Raw genomic sequence first — 22,911 nt, 5'->3', positions numbered from 1 at the left:
GTCCCCCATGGCGTTAATGCATTAAAGTGCCGGGGGACTGTCCCCCAGGCTGTTAACGCATTAAAGCGCCGGGGGACTGTCCCCAATATAAAGGAGTTTGTGTACCGATGCTTAAAACAAGGTTTATGAAATTGCTGACAACTAAATTAGGGGATGGCCGCTTTTTGCTTACGGCCCAGGATGAGCGTGGTCACTTTATGAATCCATTTCGGTGGAAAAACCTCGTTTTTAGCAGCCACGAAGAAAGCTTCTTTGGCACGCTCCTTGAGACGGAGACCGTAAACGACGTCGAGGGTGTGGTCCTTAGCAGCTGGCAGCTCGTCTCCCTTTTTGCCAAGGAGTCGTTCAACCGCTTCATCGAGTGGGATTGGAATGAGCAGTCCGAGATTTGTCTTGCGGCCGCTCATTCCATGCATGAAGGCATCTTGGAAAAAGACTGGCTGCCGGACTTTTCGGTGTGGGAGCATGGTGATTTCCGCTGGAAGCTTCCGGAACGCGTGAAGGATGAATTTGATCCCTCTTTTTGGGAGCAACCGGTTTCGGGTGCAGACAATCCTACCGATGACGATAACTCCGGCACAACAACTAAAAAGTACATATCTGATTTATACAATACTGCCTTAGATGCCTACTTAACGCGAAACGCGGCGATGAAGCAACTGTTCGGGCCGAAGCTCGACCTTCTAAGGAAACAAAACATTTCCGGCGGCGAGCTCGCCCGTTATTTTGACGAGGAAAGCTGGCTGGAGTGGGTTGGCATCAAGGAAAGCGATACGCCGTTTTCGATTGGGCTCCGCCTAGATGAGCCACTTGATGGCGAAGGTGCATGGACACTGGATGTCTTTTTACGTGGGAAGAAGAACCCCGATGAAATTCATGATATCAAGGGCACTTCCAAGATATCAGCTAAGTGGCGACCATTTTTAGAAAAAGTCGACCGCGAACAAGGCCGCTGGGTGCGACTCATCCCTTGGCTTAGTGAGGATGGCTACTTCAAAACGCATCTGACCGAGGAAGAAGCATGGATGTTCTTAACCGAGGCAAGCGAAACGATGCTGGCGCTGGATGTTGAAATCCTCCTCCCTTCCTGGTGGCAGGCGATGAAAAATGCCAACCTGAAGGTGAAGGCGTCGTTGAAAGGTACTGGAAGCCATCGGCCATCGTTCGTCGGACTTCAGGCGATGCTTGACTTTAACTGGCGGTTCTCGATGAACGGGGTCGACCTGTCTGAGGAAGAGTTCGGAAAGCTTGTGGAGGAAAAACGTCGACTCGTTTATGTTCGCGGGCGCTGGGTGAAGCTGGATCCGCAGTTCATCCGACAAATTCAAGATCTGATGAAGCGAGCGGAAAAAGAAGGCTTGCATGTACGTGACCTTCTCGAGCAGGAGCTGGTGGATTCAGAAGCAACCGAAGACGAACTGGAGAATCCAAAGGCGTTTGCGAAAATACAAATTGAGCTTAACCGCCAATGGAAGCAGATGGTGAAGCAGCTGTCTGAGGTTCATGAAATTCCGCTTGTGGATGTGCCTTCCGGATTGCAGGGCGAACTTCGTCCCTACCAGCAGCTTGGCATGAGCTGGCTCTGGTTCCTGCGGCAGTACGGATTTGGTGCGGTTCTCGCCGACGATATGGGTCTTGGTAAAACCGTTCAGCTCATTTCCTACTTATTGAAGGTAAAATCAGATGCTAGCAAGGAGCTAGATTCGGTGCCTGACCCCAAGGCTAGCAAAGAGCTAGTTTCGGTGCCTGACCCCCTATCAAAGGTTCCGACGAAGGCGGCACTGATTATCTGCCCTACTTCCGTTCTTGGCAACTGGCAAAAGGAGCTCGAGCGCTTTGCACCGGAGATGAATGTCTATCTGCATTATGGTTCGAACCGTCTGAAAGAGGAGGCTTTTTCCGAAAAAGCGAAGGACGCCGATGTGGTATTGACCTCATATGGCTTGAGTCATCTGGATTCTGAGGAGTTTGAGTCATTGATTTGGAGTTCGATTGCGATTGACGAGGCGCAGAACATTAAGAATGCGCAGACGAAACAATCGAAAGCGGTTCGCAAGTTGCGCGGCCGTCACCATATTGCGTTGACGGGAACGCCGATGGAAAATCGCCTGTCTGAGCTGTGGTCGATTTTGGATTTTACCAACCACGGCTATCTTGGCAGCTTGGGGCAGTTCCAGAAGAAGTTCGTCATTCCGATTGAGAAGGATGAGAAAAAAGAAAAAGTGCAGCAGTTGCAATCTTTGATCCGCCCGTTCTTGCTGCGCCGGACGAAAAAGGACGAAGAGGTTGCTCTCAACTTGCCGGATAAGCTCGAGCAAAAAGAGTATTGCCCGCTTACTCCTGAGCAGGCGTCGTTATACGAGCAGCTCATTCATGATACGTTTGCGGAGATTGAAAAATTGTCCGGTTTTGAGCGCAAGGGGTTAATTTTACAAATGCTGAGCCGCTTGAAGCAGCTGTGCAACCACCCAGCTCTCTATTTAAAAGAGAAATCAGCGGCGCGTGAGCTTCTTGACCGTTCGAATAAAATGGAGAAGCTGGTCGAGTTGATTGATGCGGTATTGGAACAAGGCGAAAGCTGCTTGATTTTTACGCAGTATATTGAAATGGGTGAAATGATTCGCGCGACGTTGAAGAAGAAGTTTGGTATTGAGGTACCGTTCTTGAACGGAAGTGTGCCGAAGACGCAGCGTGATGAGATGATCGAGCGCTTCCAGGACGGGAAGTTCCCTGTGTTCTTGCTATCGTTGAAGGCGGGCGGAACAGGGTTGAACCTGACGGCTGCGAATCACGTGATTCACTACGACCGTTGGTGGAATCCGGCAGTTGAAAACCAGGCGACGGACCGGGCGTACCGAATCGGGCAATCGCGCTTCGTGCATGTGCACAAGCTGATTTGCACTGGCACGCTGGAGGAAAAAATCGACGCGATGCTCGAGAAAAAACAATTTCTCAACGACCAAATCATCCAAAGCGAGAACTGGATTACGGAGCTTTCTACTGATGACTTGAAGGACTTGGTGTATCTGGGATAAAAAAGTAGCTGAAGAATTTTTCTTCAGCTATTTTTTGTTGAATTCTACAAATTCGAGGTAGAATTCTACAAAATTGAAATTTATTCTACAAAATTAAGGTACAATTCTACAAAGTTTAGATTTTTTCTACAAAAATTGGAAAACCATTTCCAAATTCAAGAATATACCACTAAAACGCCAGGCGTGTAGCCTGGCTCAGGTATCTTCCTTTCAAATTTTGTGTTGATCACCACTTGAAAATGCATCTAAAATTACCTTTTTTATATGATTTCCTTTCTTACTCGTCACTTTCGATGATTTACTCGTCAAAAATATGATTTACTCGTCGATTTTCTATTTTACTCGTCAACCTTCACATTTTACTCTTCAATATCCCCATTTTACTCGCCAAACCCATTCCACCATAAAAAACACCACAGTTTTCAATTAGAATATACCACTTTACTTTTCCGTCTTTACAACGAACCTACACTTATACAACAAAAAGGAACACTTCTGTACCTTAAAGAAATGTCCTTTTTATCGAAGCGGTATCGAAAATAATTTTATTAATATAAAAGGAATTGGAATCGAAAGGATCATAGTAAGGATGGGCCGTTGATCATGTAGACGAAGGAAAGTGAACATAAAGATGTTAAATATAAAGGAATGTACGAGTGTCCAGCCATGTTCGTATACGAATGTACTGGTTTCGAGCAATATCCATTCATTTGCTGTGTAAAGGATCACCCACAAGCTTGTCCAACGAAATGAAAAAAACTGATTAGATGGGTAGCGTCCTAAAAATAGCAAAATGGTACCGGCAAATACAATAAATTCTCCAATCAGCGCTACGAATTCACTTGTCAGTGGGGGTGTAGGCGTGATGGACCAGAGTCGGTGATTATATGTGAGGTAATAATATAGCACATCGCAAAAAAGAAAATACAAAATGGTTGCGTAATACTTCTTAACATTTCTCCAGTCCCCCCACCTTAGGGTCACTAATGTCCACATGCTGACTCCAATTATCTCAGCCATATCATCCCTCATTAAGTGTCTTATTACCTTAGCCATTCCCAAAAACAAGGGATTTATTTATTCATATTTAAACGGTTCCGCCTCTTCAAACTGAATGGACTCTGCTTTATACATTTTTCCATCCCAGGCATACTTGATTCGCAAGGTTCCAATGTGGCCAGCAGGAGAAATGTAAACCACCGTCGTACCATACAGAACCCCGTTTTCCGCAGAATAGTTTTCTACTTGGCCAACACCTGGACTAGGGGAAAAGGTTCCCGGTAGATAATGAAACTTCGAAAGTTCAACTACTTGCTTATTTTTCCCTATTAAAATGGTGGCCAGGTTCCCATGCCGCTCCATTTTGACCAGTCGTTTGACTGCGTCATTGATGGATTCAACCGGAACCTCTTCGTATCGTCGATTAGGGTCCTGGATTTGATTTAACAGATGAATTTCTTTTGTCGAGAGCCCTGACCCGGCGCCTGAAATCAGCACAACTCCAATATCTTTTAAATGGTCCCCGGTCAGATCCTCATAAAATAGCTCAGGCGTAAATTTATTGTTGTACCAATTAGGGAAGTGGTACTGCAGCACACTTTCACCACCACCCAGTCCCACTTGGATGGTAAAGTTCCTGTGAGCCATCCAGTCTCCGTCAATTGTGTCGGCCATCAAGAAAAGATTGTCATACCACAGCTCTGATGGAAGGGATGAGATGACCACGCGCTCAACCGCGTTCGCTTTTTCGAAGGTCCCCCCAAATAGGAAAAGCATAACAAAGCAGATAGGAATTTTCTTGATCATCGGTACACCCCTTTTACCTATTGTTCCCTTGTTTGAAGGCTGTTATTTCTGAAATATTAATTGCCTTTTCAATAAGACTTTCTTTTCATACGCGGATTTTTTTCTGCTATAGGATGTTTGTCCAAACGACCTTACTTTTAAAAAATATATATAGTGTGAGGATATTTTTTTCTTCCATTCATCCACAAAGGGGGTGAAAAATATGGGCTGGGGTTACAGTGGCGGCTATGGCGGTGGCTATGGCGGAAGCAGCTTTGTGCTAATTGTTGTATTGTTCATCTTGTTAATTATCGTGCTTTCTACTTTCTAGTTGAACTTAACTAACGATGAAGACAGATCGCGACAATACGCATGGAAAAAGGGGCAGAACTTAGTGTCTGCCCTTTTTCTGCTAATATGAAAAGGATGATACATGGAATGCCGTTTGAGACATTCTCTAATTTGTCATGGGGTCAGACCCCCTTTGGCTTCTCCCTATTCGTCAAGGTCCAAAAGAATTCATCCCATGTTCCGGCGGATATTCCTCTAATTTATCCGCTGTTCTCATATCATCAGTCGGTGCCATTCCCGCTTTTTTATCAAAATAAATAGCAATGCTACTAAGGACAACGATCGGCAGCATAATGTATATCCAAATCATACGAATCCCTCCATAAATACACTCTCCATTACTATTATAGTGAAAAATTTACCAATTTTTACAGTAATTATTAAATATCATTATTTACTAAAAATAACTCTATCCAATTGAATGGACTAGAGTTATTTTTATTATGAGTAGTTAAACGAGAAAACCACTTAGATTGAATTCATCAGCCGTTGTTGTCAGTCATGCATCTGATCGTGCAATTACCAGCATCATCACAGATGATATCGCAGTTCGTTTCCCCCGCTTCAGTACCAAAGCAAGCGAGTGTGCAAAAAGGTCCCACACAAACTAATTGGCAGTTGTCTGGAATGTCTCTTATAGGTATTATTTGTAACCTCGGCAGTGAACCGAGTTGCAAAATAGGATTATTCTTTTGATTGGAACACTCGCACTTCTTGTCCTTTTTTTTCTTCTTTGACATATACCATCCACCCCCTTCATAACAAGATATTCATGAAGGAGGACAAGTGTTAATCAAGTTAATAATGCAAATGGGTATCCCTCTGGCGCTTATTCCACCTTTTTTAGACTTGCAACGATTTTTACAGCCTCTTTAATCGACCCTTTATAAAAAAAGCTATACACAAATCCATCACTGGTCTCCCAGACAACATTCACGAATGCAGCGCGTCTGGTACCTCGAATGAAGATTTCCCCCTCTTCCATGTCCATATTTTTAAGCCAACTTACTTTTTTCATATTTTTGAACAGCTCATCAGCCTGCTCATACGGTTCTTCTCCATGATCACCATCAAATAGAAGCGTCCATTTTCCCTTCTTTGCATGGATCATCGATCTTACTTTTGGTTCAATCCATAAATCGAATCCGTTTTTCTTTTTATAAAAAACAAAATTTTTGGGGCGAACGACAGATGTTACCGTTCCGACGTTTCCAAACAGATCCCCCATTTTACTAGACTCCCGCGGATTAAATAAGGCCGAATCGTTCGGTGGATACGGCTTATTCATAGACAAAAAATCAATCCTGTACTCATTTTCGTAGGCCTGATAATTGCAAGTCATATAATTCTTTGACTTGTTCGTTTGTTCACTCCAATAGGTGGGCAACAAAACCGGAACCTTTGTATTTTGTGTCAGCACCTTTACTGCAGGTCGTAAAAAGGGAACAACTTCCGGTGGCTTCGCCATTGCGGTGAGAAACACAAAACAAATCAGGGACAGCAATGCTAGCTTTTTCAAAAAATCCCTCTTCCATCGCATGTTTTTATTATTATTCTCAAGCTGTTTATGGTTATATCCCAATAAATGTATTAGAATTTACTGGAAAAGCCTATCGTTCCCTTCTTAAGAATTTCGTAAGATTTGAGTAATAAAAAAGAAAATTTTCCTGTCTAAAATAAGAAACAGATAAAGTAAGTTATGGGGGTTGGATTTGATGGAAATTAGTTCATTTGCAGAGGTTTCGTTTTACTTGTGGGTATTGTCTGAGATTGCTATTTTAATAAAAACCAAAGCGCAACGAAAAAATGTGGCGTCAGAAAACAAGGATAAGGGTTCTTTTTGGGCGATTACGATCGGTATATTTGCCTGTATCCTCGTCAATCAAATTTGTAATTCGATGAAAATCGGGTACGTCAATTCAACCATTTCGGATCTGGGTTCCATCTTAATTATCATCGGTGTAGTGATTCGACTTTGGGCAGTAGTAACATTAGGTAGACATTTCTCGTTGGTCGTCTCTGTTGAATCCGAGCAAAAAATCATCCAAAGCGGCCCTTACCGAGCGGTCCGCCATCCTTCCTATACAGGTGCATTGCTGGTGTTTATTGGGATTGGCCTTGCTTTTAATACGTGGGTTGGTTCCGTAATTATGCTTGCCTTCTTCATCGTTGTATTCGGTTATCGGATGAGCATCGAAGAGAAAGCCTTGAAAGCTGGCTTTCCAGAAGAATATCCACGGTATATTCAAAAAACATCGAAATTAATTCCGTTTGTTTGGTAAAATTCAAAAAGGGACGGTTCTTGAGCCGTCCCCTTTGGGATTCACGCTGGATTGGCAATACTTGTGTGTTTTACGTTACGACTAAGGTTGTTATAATGGTTGTTAAGATATAATTAGGGGGATACCGCAATGAACACATTTAATAAGTTAAAGCCTATAATTGCAGACCAACTGGGTGTCAAAATGGAGAATATCACACCGGACGCATCATTTAAAGATGACTTAGAAGCGGATTCGCTTGATATGGTGAACCTGACGATGGAAATTGAAGATGAATTCGCGATCGAAATTAATGACAAAATTGCAGCAACGCTTCAAACGGTCGGCGATGTTGTAAAATATATTGAAAACCGTTAACAAATAAGAAAGGCGGATCGCCCAGCGCAGCAAAAGGCATCCGCTCCATCTTCCCTATTACAATGCTATTATTCTTTTAAGGAACTTCCATTTCGTTTGTCTTGAAATGACCGTTAGCCCTTTGAAAAAAGCAAAACCTATTAAAGCGCCACCCACATTTAAAATGACATCATCGATATCAAACTGCCCGATTTGTAGAAAGAATTGACCTATTTCAATAGCAAAGGTCATCACTACTACATTTATGAGAAGTTTGGCAAATGAACGATATTTTTTAAAAAGGATCGGCAGTATTATACCTAAAGGAACAAAAATCAAAATATTACCTAGTGTGTTATGTAATATGATATCCAAATTATAGTGTTCCCTTTCAACAATATAGCGAGAGATGGTCTTGAACGGGACTGAGATTCGAATTCAGTTTCCACACCTCTATGCTGAAAAAACTATTTGTGTTTTCCGGGTACCAAAAGTAACGGTTAAATGAACCATGATCAATGATCCTACCGATGATTCGTTGAAATAGTAGATTCCAAAGTATGATAAATGAATAGAGATAGAATGCAATCTTTACGCCATAACTGTAAATCTTATAGCCTGGAAACATAGAGGATTGCAATCCCTCTGTTAAAGTATTCTTATCTCCAAAACTAGCTAGCGCTTGTTGAACCGCCTCACTCTCAGAAAGCCCCTGTTCTATGTACTCGTCCTTTAACAATTCTAGATGTTGAATCATTTCCTCCGCTATTTCCGCTTTTTCATTTTTATCGCATTGAAGTTCCTTTACTATCTGGTCAACGTAGGTCTTAATGTTTTGATCCAAGCTATTCCCTCCGAACATTTATTAATTAAGTTGTGTACCTTATTCCATTCAGACAGTTTTCTCTCTAACTCCTTCTTGCCATCCTCCGTGATGCGGTAGTACTTTCTCCTTGACCCGACCTCCGGATTTTCCCAGTAAGACTCAATCCAATCCTTGTTTTCTAGTCTTTTTAATGCAGGATATAGAGTGCCCTCACTCATGTTATATAGCTCGTTGCTGTTTTCTTTTAACGTCTTGACCATCTCATATCCATACATATCCCTTTTGCTTACGATCGAAAGAAGCAATATATCGATGCTTCCTTTCATAATTTCCTTATCCAAAAAAGTCACCTCACTTTACCTTGATTTCTTTTTACATCGTATCACGATGTACCCCGTTACACAAGGATATAATAGAAAAAATATCCATTTATGCGAGAGACGTCGGTTTTTGCTTAAAAAAATACGAAATACTGGCTATATAATACAAGGCGCCATTATATTTATCCAACCCCCCTTTTCTTTTGTTGCATATGCTGAGATAGGACAAGTAAAGGGGGTGAAATGATTGGGAAAAGATAAGGATGATAAAAAGAAACATCATTCCAATCCATTTAACAATGAGATTCAGCTTTGTTGCGATTGTGGCGGGTGCTGTTTGGTGCATCAACAGTTCACGATTGAGGAAGATCTGCCGGCTTCACAGTTTCCTGGTACGTTGACAGTATTTGAGGCTAACTCCTATGAACCTGCCTGTGTGCCGGGTCAAGTGGGGCCGTGTCTAGGGGCAGCTGAAACCGAACTAGCAGACGTGGTTATTACACAAGTTCAACTACGAACATTGCCATTTGGCACCGTCATCGCCCGGAACATCGGGAATTTTGCGTATGATGTTACCTTGGTTGGAACAGATACCGAGGATGACGTCATCACGAAAACCGTGCCGCCAGGAGCACAAGTGGCTCTTTCTGGAGTAGTTCGAAGAGTCGATCTTCAAATTCCGAGTGACCCTATTCACGCGTTATTTAACTTTGACCTTTTCTTCATTCCGCCAAATCCGGTTTAACTCTACTGAAAGGGCCCAAAAAACCCAGGCAGGGAATCTTCTCCTTGCCTGGGTTTTGGTGATTATCACCCCCTCTAAGAAATAGGGAGTAACCATTTGGAAATTCTACATAAAATGATGAGAATTCTACAAAATTTTAATTAATTCTACAAAATCGGAGTGGGATTCTACAAAAATTGGAAATGGACTTCCAGACCTTGTTTGCGCTAAACCAATTCTCATGATTATTTACTTTCTTGATTCAAATACCATTTCAAAAACGCATCTTTCTCGATCACATTCAATACGCAAGGAGCCTTTACTTGAGACTCTAACTTAGAATGTTCATCTGGAAATTCTGCTTGTACATCTACCCTTATATAAGGAAGCTTTTCCTGCGCCTTTTGCGATCGGATATTGGACAATTTAGCTCCAGCAAAAACGTATTCTAAATCCAACTCGGTAAACGCGGTATATAAAATCTCTGCCTTAGCTAAGGCATTGTACCCTTTACCCCAAAACGGATGCCCGATCCAGGTTCCGATATGACTCGTTTTCTTAGTTGGATCGATCTCTTTCAAAGTAATAACCCCAATTACCTCTTCCTTCTCATTTAAAATGACTCTGGAATATTGCTGCCCTTGTTTTTCTTGTTCCAGAATGAACTCAATGAATCCAATCGTTCCCTCCACTGAGGTTTGGCTATAGGTAAGTCCCAATGCATCTCTTACTTGAGGTGCCGAAGATAGAGCCGACATGGCTTCCGCATACTTTCTTTGGTGCTCCACTAATAAAACTTTTACCATAATACACTCCTCCAAACATACACGAGAGCCTCAAACTACTGAGAATTCTTTTTTTATGTAGTATTCGATAAGGTTTTTTCAACTCCTGCCAAAGGAGCCGTCCCTCTGGTACTTGGTGTAGGTATGAGAATTCATAGGCGGAGAATTTCCGGCTAATGTATATAGAGGAAGCTTAAGAAGCAGATATAAGCGGAGATATTCCGATTAACTGCTCTAAATAAGGAAAAATACAAAGATTTGGATAATATAGACGGAAAAACTTCCTTTATTTTTAAGGAAATATGAGTATTTCCCAATTTAAACGGAATTTTACCGTTTATTTTTCAAACACAGTGATATCAACATTCAGTTATAACAGAGCCTTTTGAAAAAAAATAAATCTTTTTTTATGTTAAGAAAAAGTTAAGGCTTGCCAGGCATAATCAATCTTGTAAGCGAGGAAACAGCAAAAAATAATAGATACATTTCAAGTTTAGGAGGAATTTTACTATGAAGAAAAAATGGTTATTTTGGGTTCCAGTCGGAGCCGCTGCAATCTGGGCTGGTTCGCATCTACTTCCAGGTTTAGGACACTTTGGCGGTCATGACATGATGCAGGGCGGATCCGGACAGGGCATGCTACAAGGCGGCCACGGTCACGGCATGATGCAGGGTGGAGCTGGACAGGCCATCGCACAAGGCGGGCAAGGTCACGGCAGGATGCAAGGTGGAACTGGACAAGCCATCGCACAAGGTGGGCAAGGTCGTGGCATGATGCAAGGCGGTCGTGGTCATGGAATGATGGGACATGGTGGTAACCATGCTTTCGACTTTGACTTCGGTTGGTCAAGAATTCTTGTTGGAGTAGGGATCGCACTCTTTGGTGTCGCCCTTCGCAAACAGGCCAAAGATAAAGTTTGGAAAAAGTGGGCTGGTTACGGATTAATCGGTGTTGGCCTTGTAGCCACTTTTAAGGTAGCTTTTCCGGTTCTAGCCGTTGGTGCGGGTGCTTATTGGTTGTTCAAGAAAGCTGGTTCCACTAAACAAAAGGATTTCAGCCCAGTCGCCGCCTACGCTGCACCAGTAGTAAACAACAACTCACAAATTTTAGATGCATGGGAAAAGAACATTTCTAAGGAGGAAAAGTAAAATGGGTATTTTTAAAAGAGTAAAGACAATCGTTATGGCAGATTTACATGAATTATTGGACAAGGTGGAAGATCCGATCAGCCTATTGAATCAATATATGCGTGAATTGGACGAGCAAGTGGACAAGGCCAAGCAGACATTGGGTCAACAGCTGTACTTAGAAAAGCGTCAAGAACTACTTGTAAATGAGACTTCGGCCGTTGTTGCCAAGCGGAAACGCCAGGCGGAGCTTGCCGTCGAAAAAGGTGACGATACCATCGCAAGGATTGCTCTTCAAGAAAAATTGCAACAGGAAACGAAGCTAAAGCTCTATGAAGACCAGCTTGCGGCAATGAAACAACAGACGTCTTCCCTTCGTGAACAAATTGATGTATTGCTTGAAAAATACAACGAACTATCCAACAAGCGTCTTGTACTGATTTCACGCGCACATGCGGCCAAGGCACAACAGCAGTTGCAGTCGGCAATCGCTTCTTTCAGTACGGACAATGCACTAAAGGGATTTACCCGTGCGGAGGATTATGTCCAGCAATTAGAGTCACAGGCTCTAGCTGCCTCCTACTTTATCCCTTCTGCTCCTACTGTAAACCTGGAAATTCAAGAGGCAGTAGAACGTGAATTGGTATCGCTTAAGGAAAGCAAGTAAACAGAATGAAAGACGTGAAAAAGAAGAAGAATGGCTGGATTTGGCTGTTTGGTGGGATTGTATTAAGTGCTTTATTGTTTCTAGGTCTACACTATAGTGGGGCTTTCCGTATCTATGGAACTGGGATTCCTAGTCAACCACTTCCCTTTGTTCGAGAGCAAGGAACTCGTCTTATTCAAAGCTTAGGGGCAAGACTAGTTGATTGGACAGCACAGGTACATTTTTCCACAGTAGGCAATTTAGAATCAATGGTTTCACAATTGACCGAAAAGTTGGGGATTGGAGTTGATTATGTAGCTTTGTTTAGTATTCTACTTGTTTCCATCACTCTAGTAGCTTTAGTTGTTGGCTGGTACATTCGTAGGTTTGGTAAGAAAAAATGGTTAGGGTATCTCATTAGCTTCATCGGCTTTCTACCCATCCTAGCGATTATGATAGCCGGCTCACTTGTTTTTTGGTTGGGTAAACAATATTGGAAGAGTGGGAAAGTTCGTGCAAGGAAAGCTTCAACTGCAAAGGAACCTATCAATAAACCGACCACTATCATCGATGACTGGGAGCAATCATTTAAAGGATTGGAATCCTGAAGACAGAAAGACTGCACAATGGCAGTCTTTTTTGATAGAAAAATTATTCCCCAACTGTCTTCAAATCCTCTAATCCAACCATGTTAATGGTGTACGGTTGTTTGTATACTTTGTCTACTTGTGCTGCTACTTCCTTACGAATTTGCTCTATTAACTTCTGATCCTTTTTCTCAAGAGAGGTTTCGATCGTAATGACAAGCTCACCCTTAGTAGAGTAAGTGAAAGAATTGATTTTGTACGCCTCTTTCTTAGCTAGTAACCCTTCGAAAGTCGTATAAAGATTCTTTTTGAGCTTCGTTTCCTCATCTATATTATTTAGGTTCACTGATCGAATATCCAAAGAAAATTCATTATACTTCTCTTTTTGATAGGTTTGGATGATCGTCCGAACGTCATCCACGTGTTTTTCTGTCTCTGGAAGGATCACAAATATTTCATTAACCCCTCGATTCATTCCAACGTAATCGACACTATACCCTTTATCCTTGATTAATGTTTCGATTTTTTGGGCTTCCGCCATCATGATGCGATTGATTCGTCTCATAGAGGCATAAAAATCAGCTTTAAACGGAAGAACGTCTATCGATTTAGCATAGTATCCCTTCTGATCGAGAAACTTTTTCGTAAGATTTTCAACTTCCAATTTCCTTTGTTCATTATAATCTTTACTTTTTAGGAAGACGTAGACTTTATCCGGATCGTCCCCCTCCATCAATCCTTGACCCACACGCATTCCTGTAACCTCGTATCCGCGTTTCAAACCTTCTTTCCGAACAAGATTCAAAACGGAATCTGCCACATCCTTATCAAGGTCTTTCATAAATACTTCATTTAAGAATGGAATTTTAGATACTATCTGTGCCATTGCTGGAGAGACAAAGGTAGAACCGAAGAACAATCCCCCCACCGCCACAAGTCCTGCTAATGAACCGATGAGTTTTTTTCTTTTGCTCATGCCCCGGGCTTTTATCGGCGTTGCCATCTCTTCCCCTTTTGCTTGCTCGATACCTTTAAACATACGCACCATTACCTCATCTGGAATTTGAATTTTTTCTAGCTCCCTCTGAATCTTATTCATGAAAGTTCCTCCTTCGGATAATCCAAGCGGATTTTTTCTAAGGTTCGATAAATTTTCGACTTGACCGTACTGACTGGTGAATCAACAATCTCCGAAATTTCCTGGAAGGTATATTCCTGATAATACTTGAGATAAATTAACCTTTTTTCGTCTTCATCTAAGGCATGTAGTAGCTCGTTTAGTAATAAATCTGAGTATTCGTCTTCCGTCTGCTGTGTTCCTAGTTCTCTAGTAAAAGGCAGCTCGACCACTTTTTGTTTCTTCCTTAAAAAGTCAATGGATGCATTGATGGTGATTTTCATAATCCATGTCTTAAAGTAACCCAATTCCTTTAAACTGTTTCTGTTTTTAAATGCGCGATAGGCAACCTCCTGGACGATGTCCAATGAGTCCGCTTGATTCTTCATATACATATAGGCCATCCGATAGATCGAATCTTTATGTGTTTCAAATAAGCTAATAAATAACTTCTCATTTAGGATTCCATCATTGGCAGAAAAGGTCATTTCCTCACCCCTTTATTCTCTTTACACTATTAGACCGAAACAAAGTTCATTTTGGACGAAGAAATGTAAAAAAATTTTTTTGGGGACAGTCCCCCGATGTTTTAAAGCTTTAAAGCGGCGGGGGACTGTCCCCACGTTTTTTTGTGTGTAGTGGACGATAAGTTGGTGGAAGTGGACGATATGAGGTCGAAAGTGGACGATAATCTGCGGAAAGTGGATGATATCTTCTTCAAACCGGTCGATAAGAGGATTCGGTAGTCGTAGTCCTAAAGATTATGTTGGCTTTTTTCCCATCAAGGAGGTCTTTAGAGCCAAGAGTTCCTTCCCTGTGTGCCCTCTACGTCAAAAAAGAGCAAAAAAAAACGCTAAATTTAGCGTTTTCTAATTTTTACGCGCCTTAGAGGATTCGAACCTCTGACCGTACGCTTAGAAGGCGTATGCTCTATCCAGCTGAGCTAAAGGCGCATTAGGATATGTATTAACGGCGGAACGTGAGAACTGTAACTCTTCAGCCTCAAGAAAACCTGCCCGTAAATAAAAAATGGCTCCGCAGGTAGGACTCGAACCTACGACCGATCGGTTAACAGCCGATAGCTCTACCACTGAGCTACTGCGGAATAAAACATACTGTTATGATGGGCCTAAATGGACTCGAACCATCGACCTCACGCTTATCAGGCGTGCGCTCTAACCAGCTGAGCTATAGGCCCATAGTTTGGAGCGGGTGATGAGAATCGAACTCACGACATCAGCTTGGAAGGCTGAGGTTTTACCATTAAACTACACCCGCATGTTTGGAGGCAACACCCGGATTTGAACCGGGGATAAAGGTTTTGCAGACCTCTGCCTTACCACTTGGCTATGCTGCCATGACTGGGCTAGCTGGATTTGAACCAACGCATGTCGCAGTCAAAGTGCGATGCCTTACCGCTTGGCTATAGCCCAATAATTTATAAAATAAATGGGGCGACTGATGGGAATCGAACCCACGAATGCCTGAACCACAATCAGGTGCGTTAACCACTTCGCCACAATCGCCATAATGTGGTGGAGGGGGACGGATTCGAACCGCCGAACCCTGAGGGAGCGGATTTACAGTCCGCCGCGTTTAGCCACTTCGCTACCCCTCCACAGATTTAAAACTTACTTACTATTAAAAGGTGGCTCAGGACGGAATCGAACCGCCGACACAAGGATTTTCAGTCCTTTGCTCTACCGACTGAGCTACTGAGCCACACAATATATATCAACAGTAGAGTTAACCTACTGGGATAAAAATGGCGGTCCGGACGGGACTCGAACCCGCGACCTCCTGCGTGACAGGCAGGCATTCTAACCAACTGAACTACCGGACCATATTGCGGGGACAGGATTTGAACCTGCGACCTTCGGGTTATGAGCCCGACGAGCTACCGGACTGCTCCACCCCGCGACAATAGAATATTGTTTTGTAAAATATAATGGAGGAGGAAGAGGGATTCGAACCCCCGCGCGGTTTAACCCGCCTGTCGGTTTTCAAGACCGATCCCTTCAGCCAGACTTGGGTATTCCTCCATATTATCACATTAAAAATAGTTCGGACTGGTCGGGAAGACAGGATTCGAACCTGCGACCCCTTGGTCCCAAACCAAGTGCTCTACCAAGCTGAGCTACTTCCCGTTAAAGTGCGCCCTGAGAGATTCGAACTCCCGACCTTTTGATTCGTAGTCAAACACTCTATCCAGCTGAGCTAAGGGCGCATATGAATTAAATAAACTTAAGTGGTGCCGAGGACCGGAATCGAACCGGTACGGTAGTCACCTACCGCAGGATTTTAAGTCCTGTGCGTCTGCCAGTTCCGCCACCCCGGCAATATGAGAGCGGAAGACGGGATTCGAACCCGCGACCCCCACCTTGGCAAGGTGGTGTTCTACCACTGAACTACTTCCGCATATAAAATTAAATGGTGCGGGTGAAGGGAGTCGAACCCCCACGCCTTGCGGCGCCAGATCCTAAGTCTGGTGCGTCTGCCAATTCCGCCACACCCGCATATTCATTTAAAATGGTGAGCCATGAAGGACTCGAACCTTCGACCCTCTGATTAAAAGTCAGATGCTCTACCAACTGAGCTAATGGCTCGTACTAGATGTAAAAAGCATGGTGCCGGCGAGAGGACTTGAACCCCCAACCTACTGATTACAAGTCAGTTGCTCTACCAATTGAGCTACCCCGGCATTGTTATATGGTGGAGGATGACGGGATCGAACCGCCGACCCTCTGCTTGTAAGGCAGATGCTCTCCCAGCTGAGCTAATCCTCCAAAATGGTGACCCCTACGGGATTCGAACCCGTGTTACCGCCGTGAAAGGGCGGTGTCTTAACCGCTTGACCAAGGGGCCAAATGAAATTTTGACAAAAATAATAGCCCCAATTGGGGCTGGCCTGGCAACGTCCTACTCTCACAGGGACTTTCGTCCCAACTACCATCGGCGCTGAGAAGCTTAACTTCCGTGTTCGGTATGGGAACGGGTGTGACCTTCTCGCCATAGCTACCAGACCTATTTTGTTGAGAGATCGTTCTCTCAAAACTAGATAATGTAGAAGAAGTGTTTGTAAACAACGAGTTCGCTTTAAAACTTGGTTAAGTCCTCGAACGATTAGTATCAGTCAGCTCCACATGTTACCACGCTTCCACCTCTGACCTATCAACCTGATCATCTTTCAGGGTTCTTACTAGCTTGACGCTATGGGAAATCTCATCTTGAGGGGGGCTTCATGCTTAGATGCTTTCAGCACTTATCCCGTCCGCACATAGCTACCCAGCGATGCCTTTGGCAAGACAACTGGTACACCAGCGGTGCGTCCATCCCGGTCCTCTCGTACTAAGGACAGCTCCTCTCAAATTTCCTGCGCCCACGACGGATAGGGACCGAACTGTCTCACGACGTTCTGAACCCAGCTCGCGTACCGCTTTAATGGGCGAACAGCCCAACCCTTGGGACCGACTACAGCCCCAGGATGCGATGAGCCGACATCGAGGTGCCAAACCTCCCCGTCGATGTGGACTCTTGGGGGAGATAAGCCTGTTATCCCCGGGGTAGCTTTTATCCGTTGAGCGATGGCCCTTCCATGCGGAACCACCGGATCACTAAGCCCGACTTTCGTCCCTGCTCGACTTGTAGGTCTCGCAGTCAAGCTCCCTTGTGCCTTTACACTCTACGAATGATTTCCAACCATTCTGAGGGAACCTTTGGGCGCCTCCGTTACTCTTTAGGAGGCGACCGCCCCAGTCAAACTGCCCACCTGACACTGTCTCCCACCCCGATAAGGGGTGCGGGTTAGAATTTCAATACAGCCAGGGTAGTATCCCACCGACGCCTCCACCGAAGCTAGCGCTCCGGTTTCTCAGGCTCCTACCTATCCTGTACAAGCTGTACCAAAATTCAATATCAGGCTACAGTAAAGCTCCACGGGGTCTTTCCGTCCTGTCGCGGGTAACCTGCATCTTCACAGGTACTATAATTTCACCGAGTCTCTCGTTGAGACAGTGCCCAGATCGTTACGCCTTTCGTGCGGGTCGGAACTTACCCGACAAGGAATTTCGCTACCTTAGGACCGTTATAGTTACGGCCGCCGTTTACTGGGGCTTCGATTCAGAGCTTCGCTTGCGCTAACCCCTCCTCTTAACCTTCCAGCACCGGGCAGGCGTCAGCCCCTATACTTCGCCTTGCGGCTTCGCAGAGACCTGTGTTTTTGCTAAACAGTCGCCTGGGCCTATTCACTGCGGCTCTTCGAGGCTATTCACCTCAAAAAGCACCCCTTCTCCCGAAGTTACGGGGTCATTTTGCCGAGTTCCTTAACGAGAGTTCTCTCGCTCACCTTAGGATTCTCTCCTCGCCTACCTGTGTCGGTTTGCGGTACGGGCACCTTTTATCTCGCTAGAGGCTTTTCTTGGCAGTGTGGAATCAGGAACTTCGGTACTAAATTTCCCTCGCTATCACAGCTCAGCCTTCACGGAAAGCGGATTTTCCTACTTTCCAGCCTAACTGCTTAGACGCGCATATCCAACAGCGCGCTTACCCTATCCTCCTGCGTCCCCCCATCACTCAAACGATAAAGAGGTGGTACAGGAATATCAACCTGTTGTCCATCGCCTACGCCTTTCGGCCTCGGCTTAGGTCCCGACTAACCCTGAGCGGACGAGCCTTCCTCAGGAAACCTTAGGCATACGGTGGATGAGATTCTCACTCATCTTTCGCTACTCATACCGGCATTCTCACTTCTAAGCGCTCCACCAGTCCTTACGGTCTAGCTTCAACGCCCTTAGAACGCTCTCCTACCACTGACATCTAAGATGTCAATCCACAGCTTCGGTGTTACGTTTAGCCCCGGTACATTTTCGGCGCAGAGTCACTCGACCAGTGAGCTATTACGCACTCTTTAAATGGTGGCTGCTTCTAAGCCAACATCCTGGTTGTCTAAGCAACTCCACATCCTTTTCCACTTAACGTAAACTTTGGGACCTTAGCTGGTGGTCTGGGCTGTTTCCCTTTTGACTACGGATCTTATCACTCGCAGTCTGACTCCCACGGATAAGTCTTTGGCATTCGGAGTTTGTCTGAATTCGGTAACCCGATGAGGGCCCCTAGTCCAAACAGTGCTCTACCTCCAAGACTCTAACTACGTGAGGCTAGCCCTAAAGCTATTTCGGAGAGAACCAGCTATCTCCAAGTTCGATTGGAATTTCTCCGCTACCCACACCTCATCCCCGCACTTTTCAACGTGCGTGGGTTCGGGCCTCCATCCAGTGTTACCTGGACTTCACCCTGGACATGGGTAGATCACCTGGTTTCGGGTCTACGACCACATACTCAATCGCCCTATTCAGACTCGCTTTCGCTGCGGCTCCGTCTCTTCAACTTAACCTTGCATGGGATCGTAACTCGCCGGTTCATTCTACAAAAGGCACGCTATCACCCATTAACGGGCTCTAACTACTTGTAGGCACACGGTTTCAGGAACTATTTCACTCCCCTTCCGGGGTGCTTTTCACCTTTCCCTCACGGTACTGGTTCACTATCGGTCACTAGGGAGTATTTAGCCTTGGGAGATGGTCCTCCCTGCTTCCGACCGGATTTCACGTGTCCGGCCGTACTCAGGATCCACTCAGGAGGGAACGAAGTTTCGACTACAGGGTTTTTACCTTCTCTGACGGGTCTTTCCAGACCGCTTCATCTACCCCGTTCCTTTGTAACTCCATGTTGAGTGTCCTACAACCCCAAGAGGCAAGCCTCTTGGTTTGGGCTATGTCCCGTTTCGCTCGCCGCTACTCAGGGAATCGCGTTTGCTTTCTCTTCCTCCGGGTACTTAGATGTTTCAGTTCCCCGGGTATGCCTTCAATACCCTATGTATTCAGGTAAAGATACTGTTCCATTACGAACAGTGGGTTCCCCCATTCGGAAATCTCCGGATCAAAGCTTACTTACAGCTCCCCGAAGCATATCGGTGTTAGTCCCGTCCTTCATCGGCTCCTAGTGCCAAGGCATTCACCGTGCGCCCTTTCTAACTTAACCTAAAAGGTTTATTTCTCTTAATTAAATAAGAGAGAAAACTAAAATGGCGATTACTCGATGTGTTACTTGACTTCTTCATTACGATTATCTAGTTTTCAAAGAACGATGTTTGAGAGAAATTGCACTCTCAAAACTAAACAAACAAGAAACAATCAAACAAACATGTTTTGTCTGGCTCATATGTCCAGCTTATATCCTTAGAAAGGAGGTGATCCAGCCGCACCTTCCGATACGGCTACCTTGTTACGACTTCACCCCAATCATCTGTCCCACCTTAGGCGGCTGGCTCCTTACGGTTACCCCACCGACTTCGGGTGTTACAAACTCTCGTGGTGTGACGGGCGGTGTGTACAAGGCCCGGGAACGTATTCACCGCGGCATGCTGATCCGCGATTACTAGCGATTCCGGCTTCATGTAGGCGAGTTGCAGCCTACAATCCGAACTGAGAATGGTTTTATGGGATTGGCTAAACCTCGCGGTCTTGCAGCCCTTTGTACCATCCATTGTAGCACGTGTGTAGCCCAGGTCATAAGGGGCATGATGATTTGACGTCATCCCCACCTTCCTCCGGTTTGTCACCGGCAGTCACCTTAGAGTGCCCAACTGAATGCTGGCAACTAAGATCAAGGGTTGCGCTCGTTGCGGGACTTAACCCAACATCTCACGACACGAGCTGACGACAACCATGCACCACCTGTCACTCTGTCCCCCGAAGGGGAACGTCCTATCTCTAGGAGTGTCAGAGGATGTCAAGACCTGGTAAGGTTCTTCGCGTTGCTTCGAATTAAACCACATGCTCCACCGCTTGTGCGGGCCCCCGTCAATTCCTTTGAGTTTCAGCCTTGCGGCCGTACTCCCCAGGCGGAGTGCTTAATGCGTTAGCTGCAGCACTAAGGGGCGGAAACCCCCTAACACTTAGCACTCATCGTTTACGGCGTGGACTACCAGGGTATCTAATCCTGTTTGCTCCCCACGCTTTCGCGCCTCAGCGTCAGTTACAGACCAGAAAGCCGCCTTCGCCACTGGTGTTCCTCCACATCTCTACGCATTTCACCGCTACACGTGGAATTCCGCTTTCCTCTTCTGTACTCAAGTCCCCCAGTTTCCAATGACCCTCCACGGTTGAGCCGTGGGCTTTCACATCAGACTTAAAGGACCGCCTGCGCGCGCTTTACGCCCAATAATTCCGGACAACGCTTGCCACCTACGTATTACCGCGGCTGCTGGCACGTAGTTAGCCGTGGCTTTCTGGTTAGGTACCGTCAAGGTACCGGCAGTTACTCCGGTACTTGTTCTTCCCTAACAACAGAGCTTTACGACCCGAAGGCCTTCATCGCTCACGCGGCGTTGCTCCATCAGACTTTCGTCCATTGTGGAAGATTCCCTACTGCTGCCTCCCGTAGGAGTCTGGGCCGTGTCTCAGTCCCAGTGTGGCCGATCACCCTCTCAGGTCGGCTACGCATCGTCGCCTTGGTGAGCCGTTACCTCACCAACTAGCTAATGCGCCGCGGGCCCATCTGTAAGTGACAGCCGAAACCGTCTTTCAGCTTTTCCTCATGAGAGGAAAAGGATTATCCGGTATTAGCTCCGGTTTCCCGAAGTTATCCCAGTCTTACAGGCAGGTTGCCCACGTGTTACTCACCCGTCCGCCGCTAACCACCGAAGTGGTTCGCTCGACTTGCATGTATTAGGCACGCCGCCAGCGTTCGTCCTGAGCCAGGATCAAACTCTCCAAGAAAGTTGATTAGCTCATTTTGTTACGTTGGCTTCGTTTCATTAAAGAAACGAAATAATTTTGTTTGTTGACGTTTTGTTTGTTTAGTTTTCAAAGAACAATTTCACCATCGCTCGAAAGCGACTTTTAAATCTTATCAAGTTATCAACTGTAAGTCAATAACTTTTTTAATTTCTTTTTTCAAGCGTTACTGACTAGCAGCAACAGAAATTAATACTATACTATAAAACCAACTTCGTCAATCCTGAATTTTATTTTTTCAAAAGAAACAACCAAAACCGTGTTGTTCCGCATCAGGAATTACTATATTACTATCACAATCACCTAGTGTCAACAGTTTTTAGATTATATCAATTCGCAGTCTAAGAATTCACCTTAAAAGAACTCGTATAATCCGTTAACAAAATAATCATATTCCCTTTTATTAATGATCTTTTTCCCATAGCCTTCAAAGAAAATTTGTTGATCTACTTCATTCTCGAACGCATTAGGTTTGGGGCGAATAGCTATTGAAACATCATATCTAGGGTCTCCATAAGCTCCACCACCCCAATCGATTACACCTGTAATGAGGCCGTTTTTTACTAATACATTATCTATTGTATAATCTCCGTGAATAAGCGTCTGCTTATACTCATTAGGCCTATTCATTTTAATCTTTTCTAATAATGGTCCCGTTCCATCCACCTTGCTATTTTTCAAATTACATTCCGCCTGGATTAACATTTTATCAATCCAAGGTTGTTCATGTATGAATTCCTTTGGACAAGGAGTTAAATGGATTTGAGAAAGGGTCTTTCCAAAGTTAAATATCATCTCTCTTCTTTTCTCCGCATCTTCCTCGTTGAATAAAGCCGTTCTTAAGGTTTCCCCCTCGAAAAAATCCAATAGAGCCCAAGATTGACCTTTATTTTTTTCCATAATGAATCTCTTCACTTTCGGAATGGGCAATGTGCTTCCACTAACCAAAAGGTTAATCACGGTTACTTCTTTATGTAGCCAAGAACTAAAGATCTCCCCTTTTGTTCTTTTTAGTGCGTACATCCCACTACTTGTATCAATTATTCCTACATCAGAGGTATATCCTTGTCGTGGAAAACTAATAGAATGAATCGTTCCCACATATTGTTTTATTTCAATAGGGATTTCGCTCAAATGAATTGGTTCCAATTTGGTCACTCCGAATTTTGAAAATGATAATTTATAAATGGGGC

Annotated in this window: 20 protein-coding genes, 21 tRNA genes and 3 rRNA genes; 8 read left to right on the top strand and 36 right to left on the bottom strand. The window is 44.6% G+C overall.

Going from position 1 to position 22,911, the window contains the following annotated elements; genetic code table 11:
- The first annotated feature begins 107 nt into the window (after nt 1–107).
- On the top strand, nt 108–3,035 hold the full coding sequence (locus QFZ87_RS03965; protein WP_309857977.1) for a DEAD/DEAH box helicase: 2,928 nt from the start codon (nt 108–110) through the stop codon (nt 3,033–3,035).
- Nucleotides 3,036–3,554: 519 nt separating this feature from the next.
- Here the strand turns inward: QFZ87_RS03965 and QFZ87_RS03960 are convergent.
- Together QFZ87_RS03960 and QFZ87_RS03955 are read right to left on the bottom strand one after the other, a co-directional pair.
- Nucleotides 3,555–4,055, bottom strand: a complete 501-nt coding sequence (locus QFZ87_RS03960) for a CBO0543 family protein (RefSeq protein ID WP_309857974.1) — start codon at nt 4,053–4,055, stop codon at nt 3,555–3,557.
- A gap of 57 nt (nt 4,056–4,112) precedes the next feature.
- Nucleotides 4,113–4,841, bottom strand: a complete 729-nt coding sequence (locus QFZ87_RS03955; RefSeq protein ID WP_309857971.1) for a hypothetical protein — start codon at nt 4,839–4,841, stop codon at nt 4,113–4,115.
- 202 nt (nt 4,842–5,043) lie between these two features.
- Between QFZ87_RS03955 and QFZ87_RS03950 the strand changes: the two genes are divergently transcribed.
- A complete protein-coding gene (locus QFZ87_RS03950) occupies nt 5,044–5,151 on the top strand; it encodes a YjcZ family sporulation protein (protein WP_308081978.1) in 108 nt (35 codons plus the stop codon).
- A 171-nt stretch (nt 5,152–5,322) separates the two neighbouring features.
- On the opposite strand, the gene QFZ87_RS03945 is transcribed toward QFZ87_RS03950, so the two are convergent.
- From QFZ87_RS03945 to QFZ87_RS03935, 3 genes are all read right to left on the bottom strand, one after another.
- Nucleotides 5,323–5,481, bottom strand: a complete 159-nt coding sequence (locus QFZ87_RS03945; RefSeq protein WP_309857966.1) for a hypothetical protein — start codon at nt 5,479–5,481, stop codon at nt 5,323–5,325.
- Nucleotides 5,482–5,653: 172 nt separating this feature from the next.
- Nucleotides 5,654–5,911 (bottom strand): hypothetical protein, encoded by a 258-nt coding sequence (locus QFZ87_RS03940; protein WP_309857964.1) that lies wholly within the window; start codon nt 5,909–5,911, stop codon nt 5,654–5,656.
- Between the two features lie 89 nt (nt 5,912–6,000).
- Nucleotides 6,001–6,690 (bottom strand): hypothetical protein, encoded by a 690-nt coding sequence (locus QFZ87_RS03935; protein ID WP_309857961.1) that lies wholly within the window; start codon nt 6,688–6,690, stop codon nt 6,001–6,003.
- A 196-nt stretch (nt 6,691–6,886) separates the two neighbouring features.
- Here QFZ87_RS03935 and QFZ87_RS03930 point away from each other — a divergent pair, with 196 nt between their 5' ends.
- The gene (locus QFZ87_RS03930) at nt 6,887–7,453 is read left to right on the top strand and encodes a methyltransferase family protein (protein ID WP_309857960.1); all 567 of its coding nucleotides are present in this window, start codon (nt 6,887–6,889) and stop codon (nt 7,451–7,453) included.
- Between the two features lie 129 nt (nt 7,454–7,582).
- Nucleotides 7,583–7,810, top strand: coding sequence for an acyl carrier protein (gene acpP, locus QFZ87_RS03925; RefSeq protein ID WP_309857958.1), 228 nt, complete (start codon nt 7,583–7,585; stop codon nt 7,808–7,810).
- A 57-nt stretch (nt 7,811–7,867) separates the two neighbouring features.
- Here the strand turns inward: acpP and QFZ87_RS03920 are convergent, their stop codons facing one another.
- From QFZ87_RS03920 to QFZ87_RS03910, 3 genes are read right to left on the bottom strand one after another with little or no spacing between them, the layout of a single operon-like run.
- A complete protein-coding gene (locus tag QFZ87_RS03920; protein ID WP_309857956.1) occupies nt 7,868–8,164 on the bottom strand; it encodes a VanZ family protein in 297 nt (98 codons plus the stop codon).
- Between the two features lie 16 nt (nt 8,165–8,180).
- On the bottom strand, nt 8,181–8,633 hold the full coding sequence (locus tag QFZ87_RS03915) for a permease prefix domain 1-containing protein (RefSeq protein WP_309857954.1): 453 nt from the start codon (nt 8,631–8,633) through the stop codon (nt 8,181–8,183).
- Nucleotides 8,597–8,956: a PadR family transcriptional regulator gene (locus tag QFZ87_RS03910; RefSeq protein WP_309857952.1), complete on the bottom strand. Its 360-nt coding sequence runs from the start codon at nt 8,954–8,956 to the stop codon at nt 8,597–8,599. The genes QFZ87_RS03915 and QFZ87_RS03910 overlap by 37 nt, the downstream gene beginning before the upstream one ends.
- 226 nt (nt 8,957–9,182) lie before the next feature.
- Here QFZ87_RS03910 and QFZ87_RS03905 point away from each other — a divergent pair, with 226 nt between their 5' ends.
- Nucleotides 9,183–9,680: a hypothetical protein gene (locus QFZ87_RS03905; protein WP_309857950.1), complete on the top strand. Its 498-nt coding sequence runs from the start codon at nt 9,183–9,185 to the stop codon at nt 9,678–9,680.
- Nucleotides 9,681–9,904: 224 nt separating this feature from the next.
- Here QFZ87_RS03905 and QFZ87_RS03900 read toward each other — a convergent pair whose 3' ends face one another.
- Nucleotides 9,905–10,465 (bottom strand): GNAT family N-acetyltransferase, encoded by a 561-nt coding sequence (locus tag QFZ87_RS03900; RefSeq protein WP_309857946.1) that lies wholly within the window; start codon nt 10,463–10,465, stop codon nt 9,905–9,907.
- Nucleotides 10,466–10,954: 489 nt separating this feature from the next.
- Here QFZ87_RS03900 and QFZ87_RS03895 point away from each other — a divergent pair, with 489 nt between their 5' ends.
- From QFZ87_RS03895 to QFZ87_RS03885, 3 genes are read left to right on the top strand one after another with little or no spacing between them, the layout of a single operon-like run.
- Nucleotides 10,955–11,593 carry a hypothetical protein gene (locus QFZ87_RS03895; protein ID WP_309857944.1) on the top strand — a complete coding sequence of 213 codons (639 nt, stop codon included), beginning with the start codon at nt 10,955–10,957 and terminating at the stop codon, nt 11,591–11,593.
- 1 nt (nt 11,594) lies between these two features.
- Complete coding sequence (locus tag QFZ87_RS03890; protein WP_309857942.1) at nt 11,595–12,239, top strand: PspA/IM30 family protein; 645 nt, start codon at nt 11,595–11,597, stop codon at nt 12,237–12,239.
- A gap of 5 nt (nt 12,240–12,244) precedes the next feature.
- Nucleotides 12,245–12,826 (top strand): hypothetical protein, encoded by a 582-nt coding sequence (locus tag QFZ87_RS03885; protein ID WP_309857940.1) that lies wholly within the window; start codon nt 12,245–12,247, stop codon nt 12,824–12,826.
- A gap of 43 nt (nt 12,827–12,869) precedes the next feature.
- Here the strand turns inward: QFZ87_RS03885 and QFZ87_RS03880 are convergent, their stop codons facing one another.
- From QFZ87_RS03880 to QFZ87_RS03750, 27 genes are all read right to left on the bottom strand, one after another.
- Complete coding sequence (locus QFZ87_RS03880; protein ID WP_309857938.1) at nt 12,870–13,904, bottom strand: hypothetical protein; 1,035 nt, start codon at nt 13,902–13,904, stop codon at nt 12,870–12,872.
- On the bottom strand, nt 13,901–14,410 hold the full coding sequence (locus QFZ87_RS03875) for a sigma-70 family RNA polymerase sigma factor (protein ID WP_309857936.1): 510 nt from the start codon (nt 14,408–14,410) through the stop codon (nt 13,901–13,903). The genes QFZ87_RS03880 and QFZ87_RS03875 overlap by 4 nt, the downstream gene beginning before the upstream one ends.
- A 391-nt stretch (nt 14,411–14,801) precedes the next feature.
- A tRNA-Arg gene (locus tag QFZ87_RS03870) sits at nt 14,802–14,875 on the bottom strand.
- A 77-nt stretch (nt 14,876–14,952) separates the two neighbouring features.
- Nucleotides 14,953–15,027, bottom strand: a tRNA-Asn gene (locus QFZ87_RS03865).
- A 19-nt stretch (nt 15,028–15,046) separates the two neighbouring features.
- Nucleotides 15,047–15,120: transfer RNA gene (locus QFZ87_RS03860), tRNA-Ile, on the bottom strand.
- Between the two features lie 6 nt (nt 15,121–15,126).
- A tRNA-Gly gene (locus QFZ87_RS03855) sits at nt 15,127–15,200 on the bottom strand.
- A 5-nt stretch (nt 15,201–15,205) separates the two neighbouring features.
- A tRNA-Cys gene (locus QFZ87_RS03850) sits at nt 15,206–15,279 on the bottom strand.
- 4 nt (nt 15,280–15,283) lie between these two features.
- Nucleotides 15,284–15,355, bottom strand: a tRNA-Gln gene (locus QFZ87_RS03845).
- Between the two features lie 17 nt (nt 15,356–15,372).
- Nucleotides 15,373–15,448 (bottom strand) — tRNA-His (locus QFZ87_RS03840).
- 7 nt (nt 15,449–15,455) lie between these two features.
- Nucleotides 15,456–15,540 (bottom strand) — tRNA-Tyr (locus tag QFZ87_RS03835).
- Nucleotides 15,541–15,571: 31 nt separating this feature from the next.
- A tRNA-Phe gene (locus QFZ87_RS03830) sits at nt 15,572–15,644 on the bottom strand.
- A 44-nt stretch (nt 15,645–15,688) separates the two neighbouring features.
- Nucleotides 15,689–15,765 (bottom strand) — tRNA-Asp (locus QFZ87_RS03825).
- Between the two features lie 3 nt (nt 15,766–15,768).
- A tRNA-Met gene (locus tag QFZ87_RS03820) sits at nt 15,769–15,842 on the bottom strand.
- Nucleotides 15,843–15,871: 29 nt separating this feature from the next.
- A tRNA-Ser gene (locus tag QFZ87_RS03815) sits at nt 15,872–15,964 on the bottom strand.
- A gap of 28 nt (nt 15,965–15,992) precedes the next feature.
- Nucleotides 15,993–16,069: transfer RNA gene (locus QFZ87_RS03810), tRNA-Pro, on the bottom strand.
- 6 nt (nt 16,070–16,075) lie between these two features.
- Nucleotides 16,076–16,149: transfer RNA gene (locus tag QFZ87_RS03805), tRNA-Arg, on the bottom strand.
- A 22-nt stretch (nt 16,150–16,171) separates the two neighbouring features.
- Nucleotides 16,172–16,260 (bottom strand) — tRNA-Leu (locus QFZ87_RS03800).
- 8 nt (nt 16,261–16,268) lie between these two features.
- Nucleotides 16,269–16,340, bottom strand: a tRNA-Gly gene (locus QFZ87_RS03795).
- A gap of 13 nt (nt 16,341–16,353) precedes the next feature.
- Nucleotides 16,354–16,438 (bottom strand) — tRNA-Leu (locus QFZ87_RS03790).
- A 14-nt stretch (nt 16,439–16,452) separates the two neighbouring features.
- Nucleotides 16,453–16,528: transfer RNA gene (locus QFZ87_RS03785), tRNA-Lys, on the bottom strand.
- 19 nt (nt 16,529–16,547) lie between these two features.
- Nucleotides 16,548–16,623: transfer RNA gene (locus tag QFZ87_RS03780), tRNA-Thr, on the bottom strand.
- 9 nt (nt 16,624–16,632) lie between these two features.
- Nucleotides 16,633–16,708, bottom strand: a tRNA-Val gene (locus QFZ87_RS03775).
- Between the two features lie 4 nt (nt 16,709–16,712).
- Nucleotides 16,713–16,787: transfer RNA gene (locus QFZ87_RS03770), tRNA-Glu, on the bottom strand.
- A 41-nt stretch (nt 16,788–16,828) separates the two neighbouring features.
- Nucleotides 16,829–16,945, bottom strand: a 5S ribosomal RNA gene (rrf, locus tag QFZ87_RS03765).
- Between the two features lie 80 nt (nt 16,946–17,025).
- A 23S ribosomal RNA gene (locus tag QFZ87_RS03760) occupies nt 17,026–19,961 on the bottom strand.
- A gap of 201 nt (nt 19,962–20,162) precedes the next feature.
- Nucleotides 20,163–21,700, bottom strand: a 16S ribosomal RNA gene (locus tag QFZ87_RS03755).
- Together the 16S, 23S and 5S rRNA genes with 21 tRNA genes alongside form the textbook arrangement of a ribosomal RNA operon.
- A 372-nt stretch (nt 21,701–22,072) precedes the next feature.
- Nucleotides 22,073–22,876 (bottom strand): aminoglycoside phosphotransferase family protein, encoded by an 804-nt coding sequence (locus QFZ87_RS03750; protein WP_309857933.1) that lies wholly within the window; start codon nt 22,874–22,876, stop codon nt 22,073–22,075.
- Nucleotides 22,877–22,911: the final 35 nt, after the last annotated feature.

Origin of the sequence: Bacillus sp. SLBN-46 (assembly GCF_031453555.1) — a bacterium.
Taxonomy (GTDB): domain Bacteria; phylum Bacillota; class Bacilli; order Bacillales; family Cytobacillaceae; genus Neobacillus.
The sequence above is the reverse complement of the archived record's forward strand: the minus strand, read 5'-3'. Positions and strand labels throughout refer to the sequence as shown.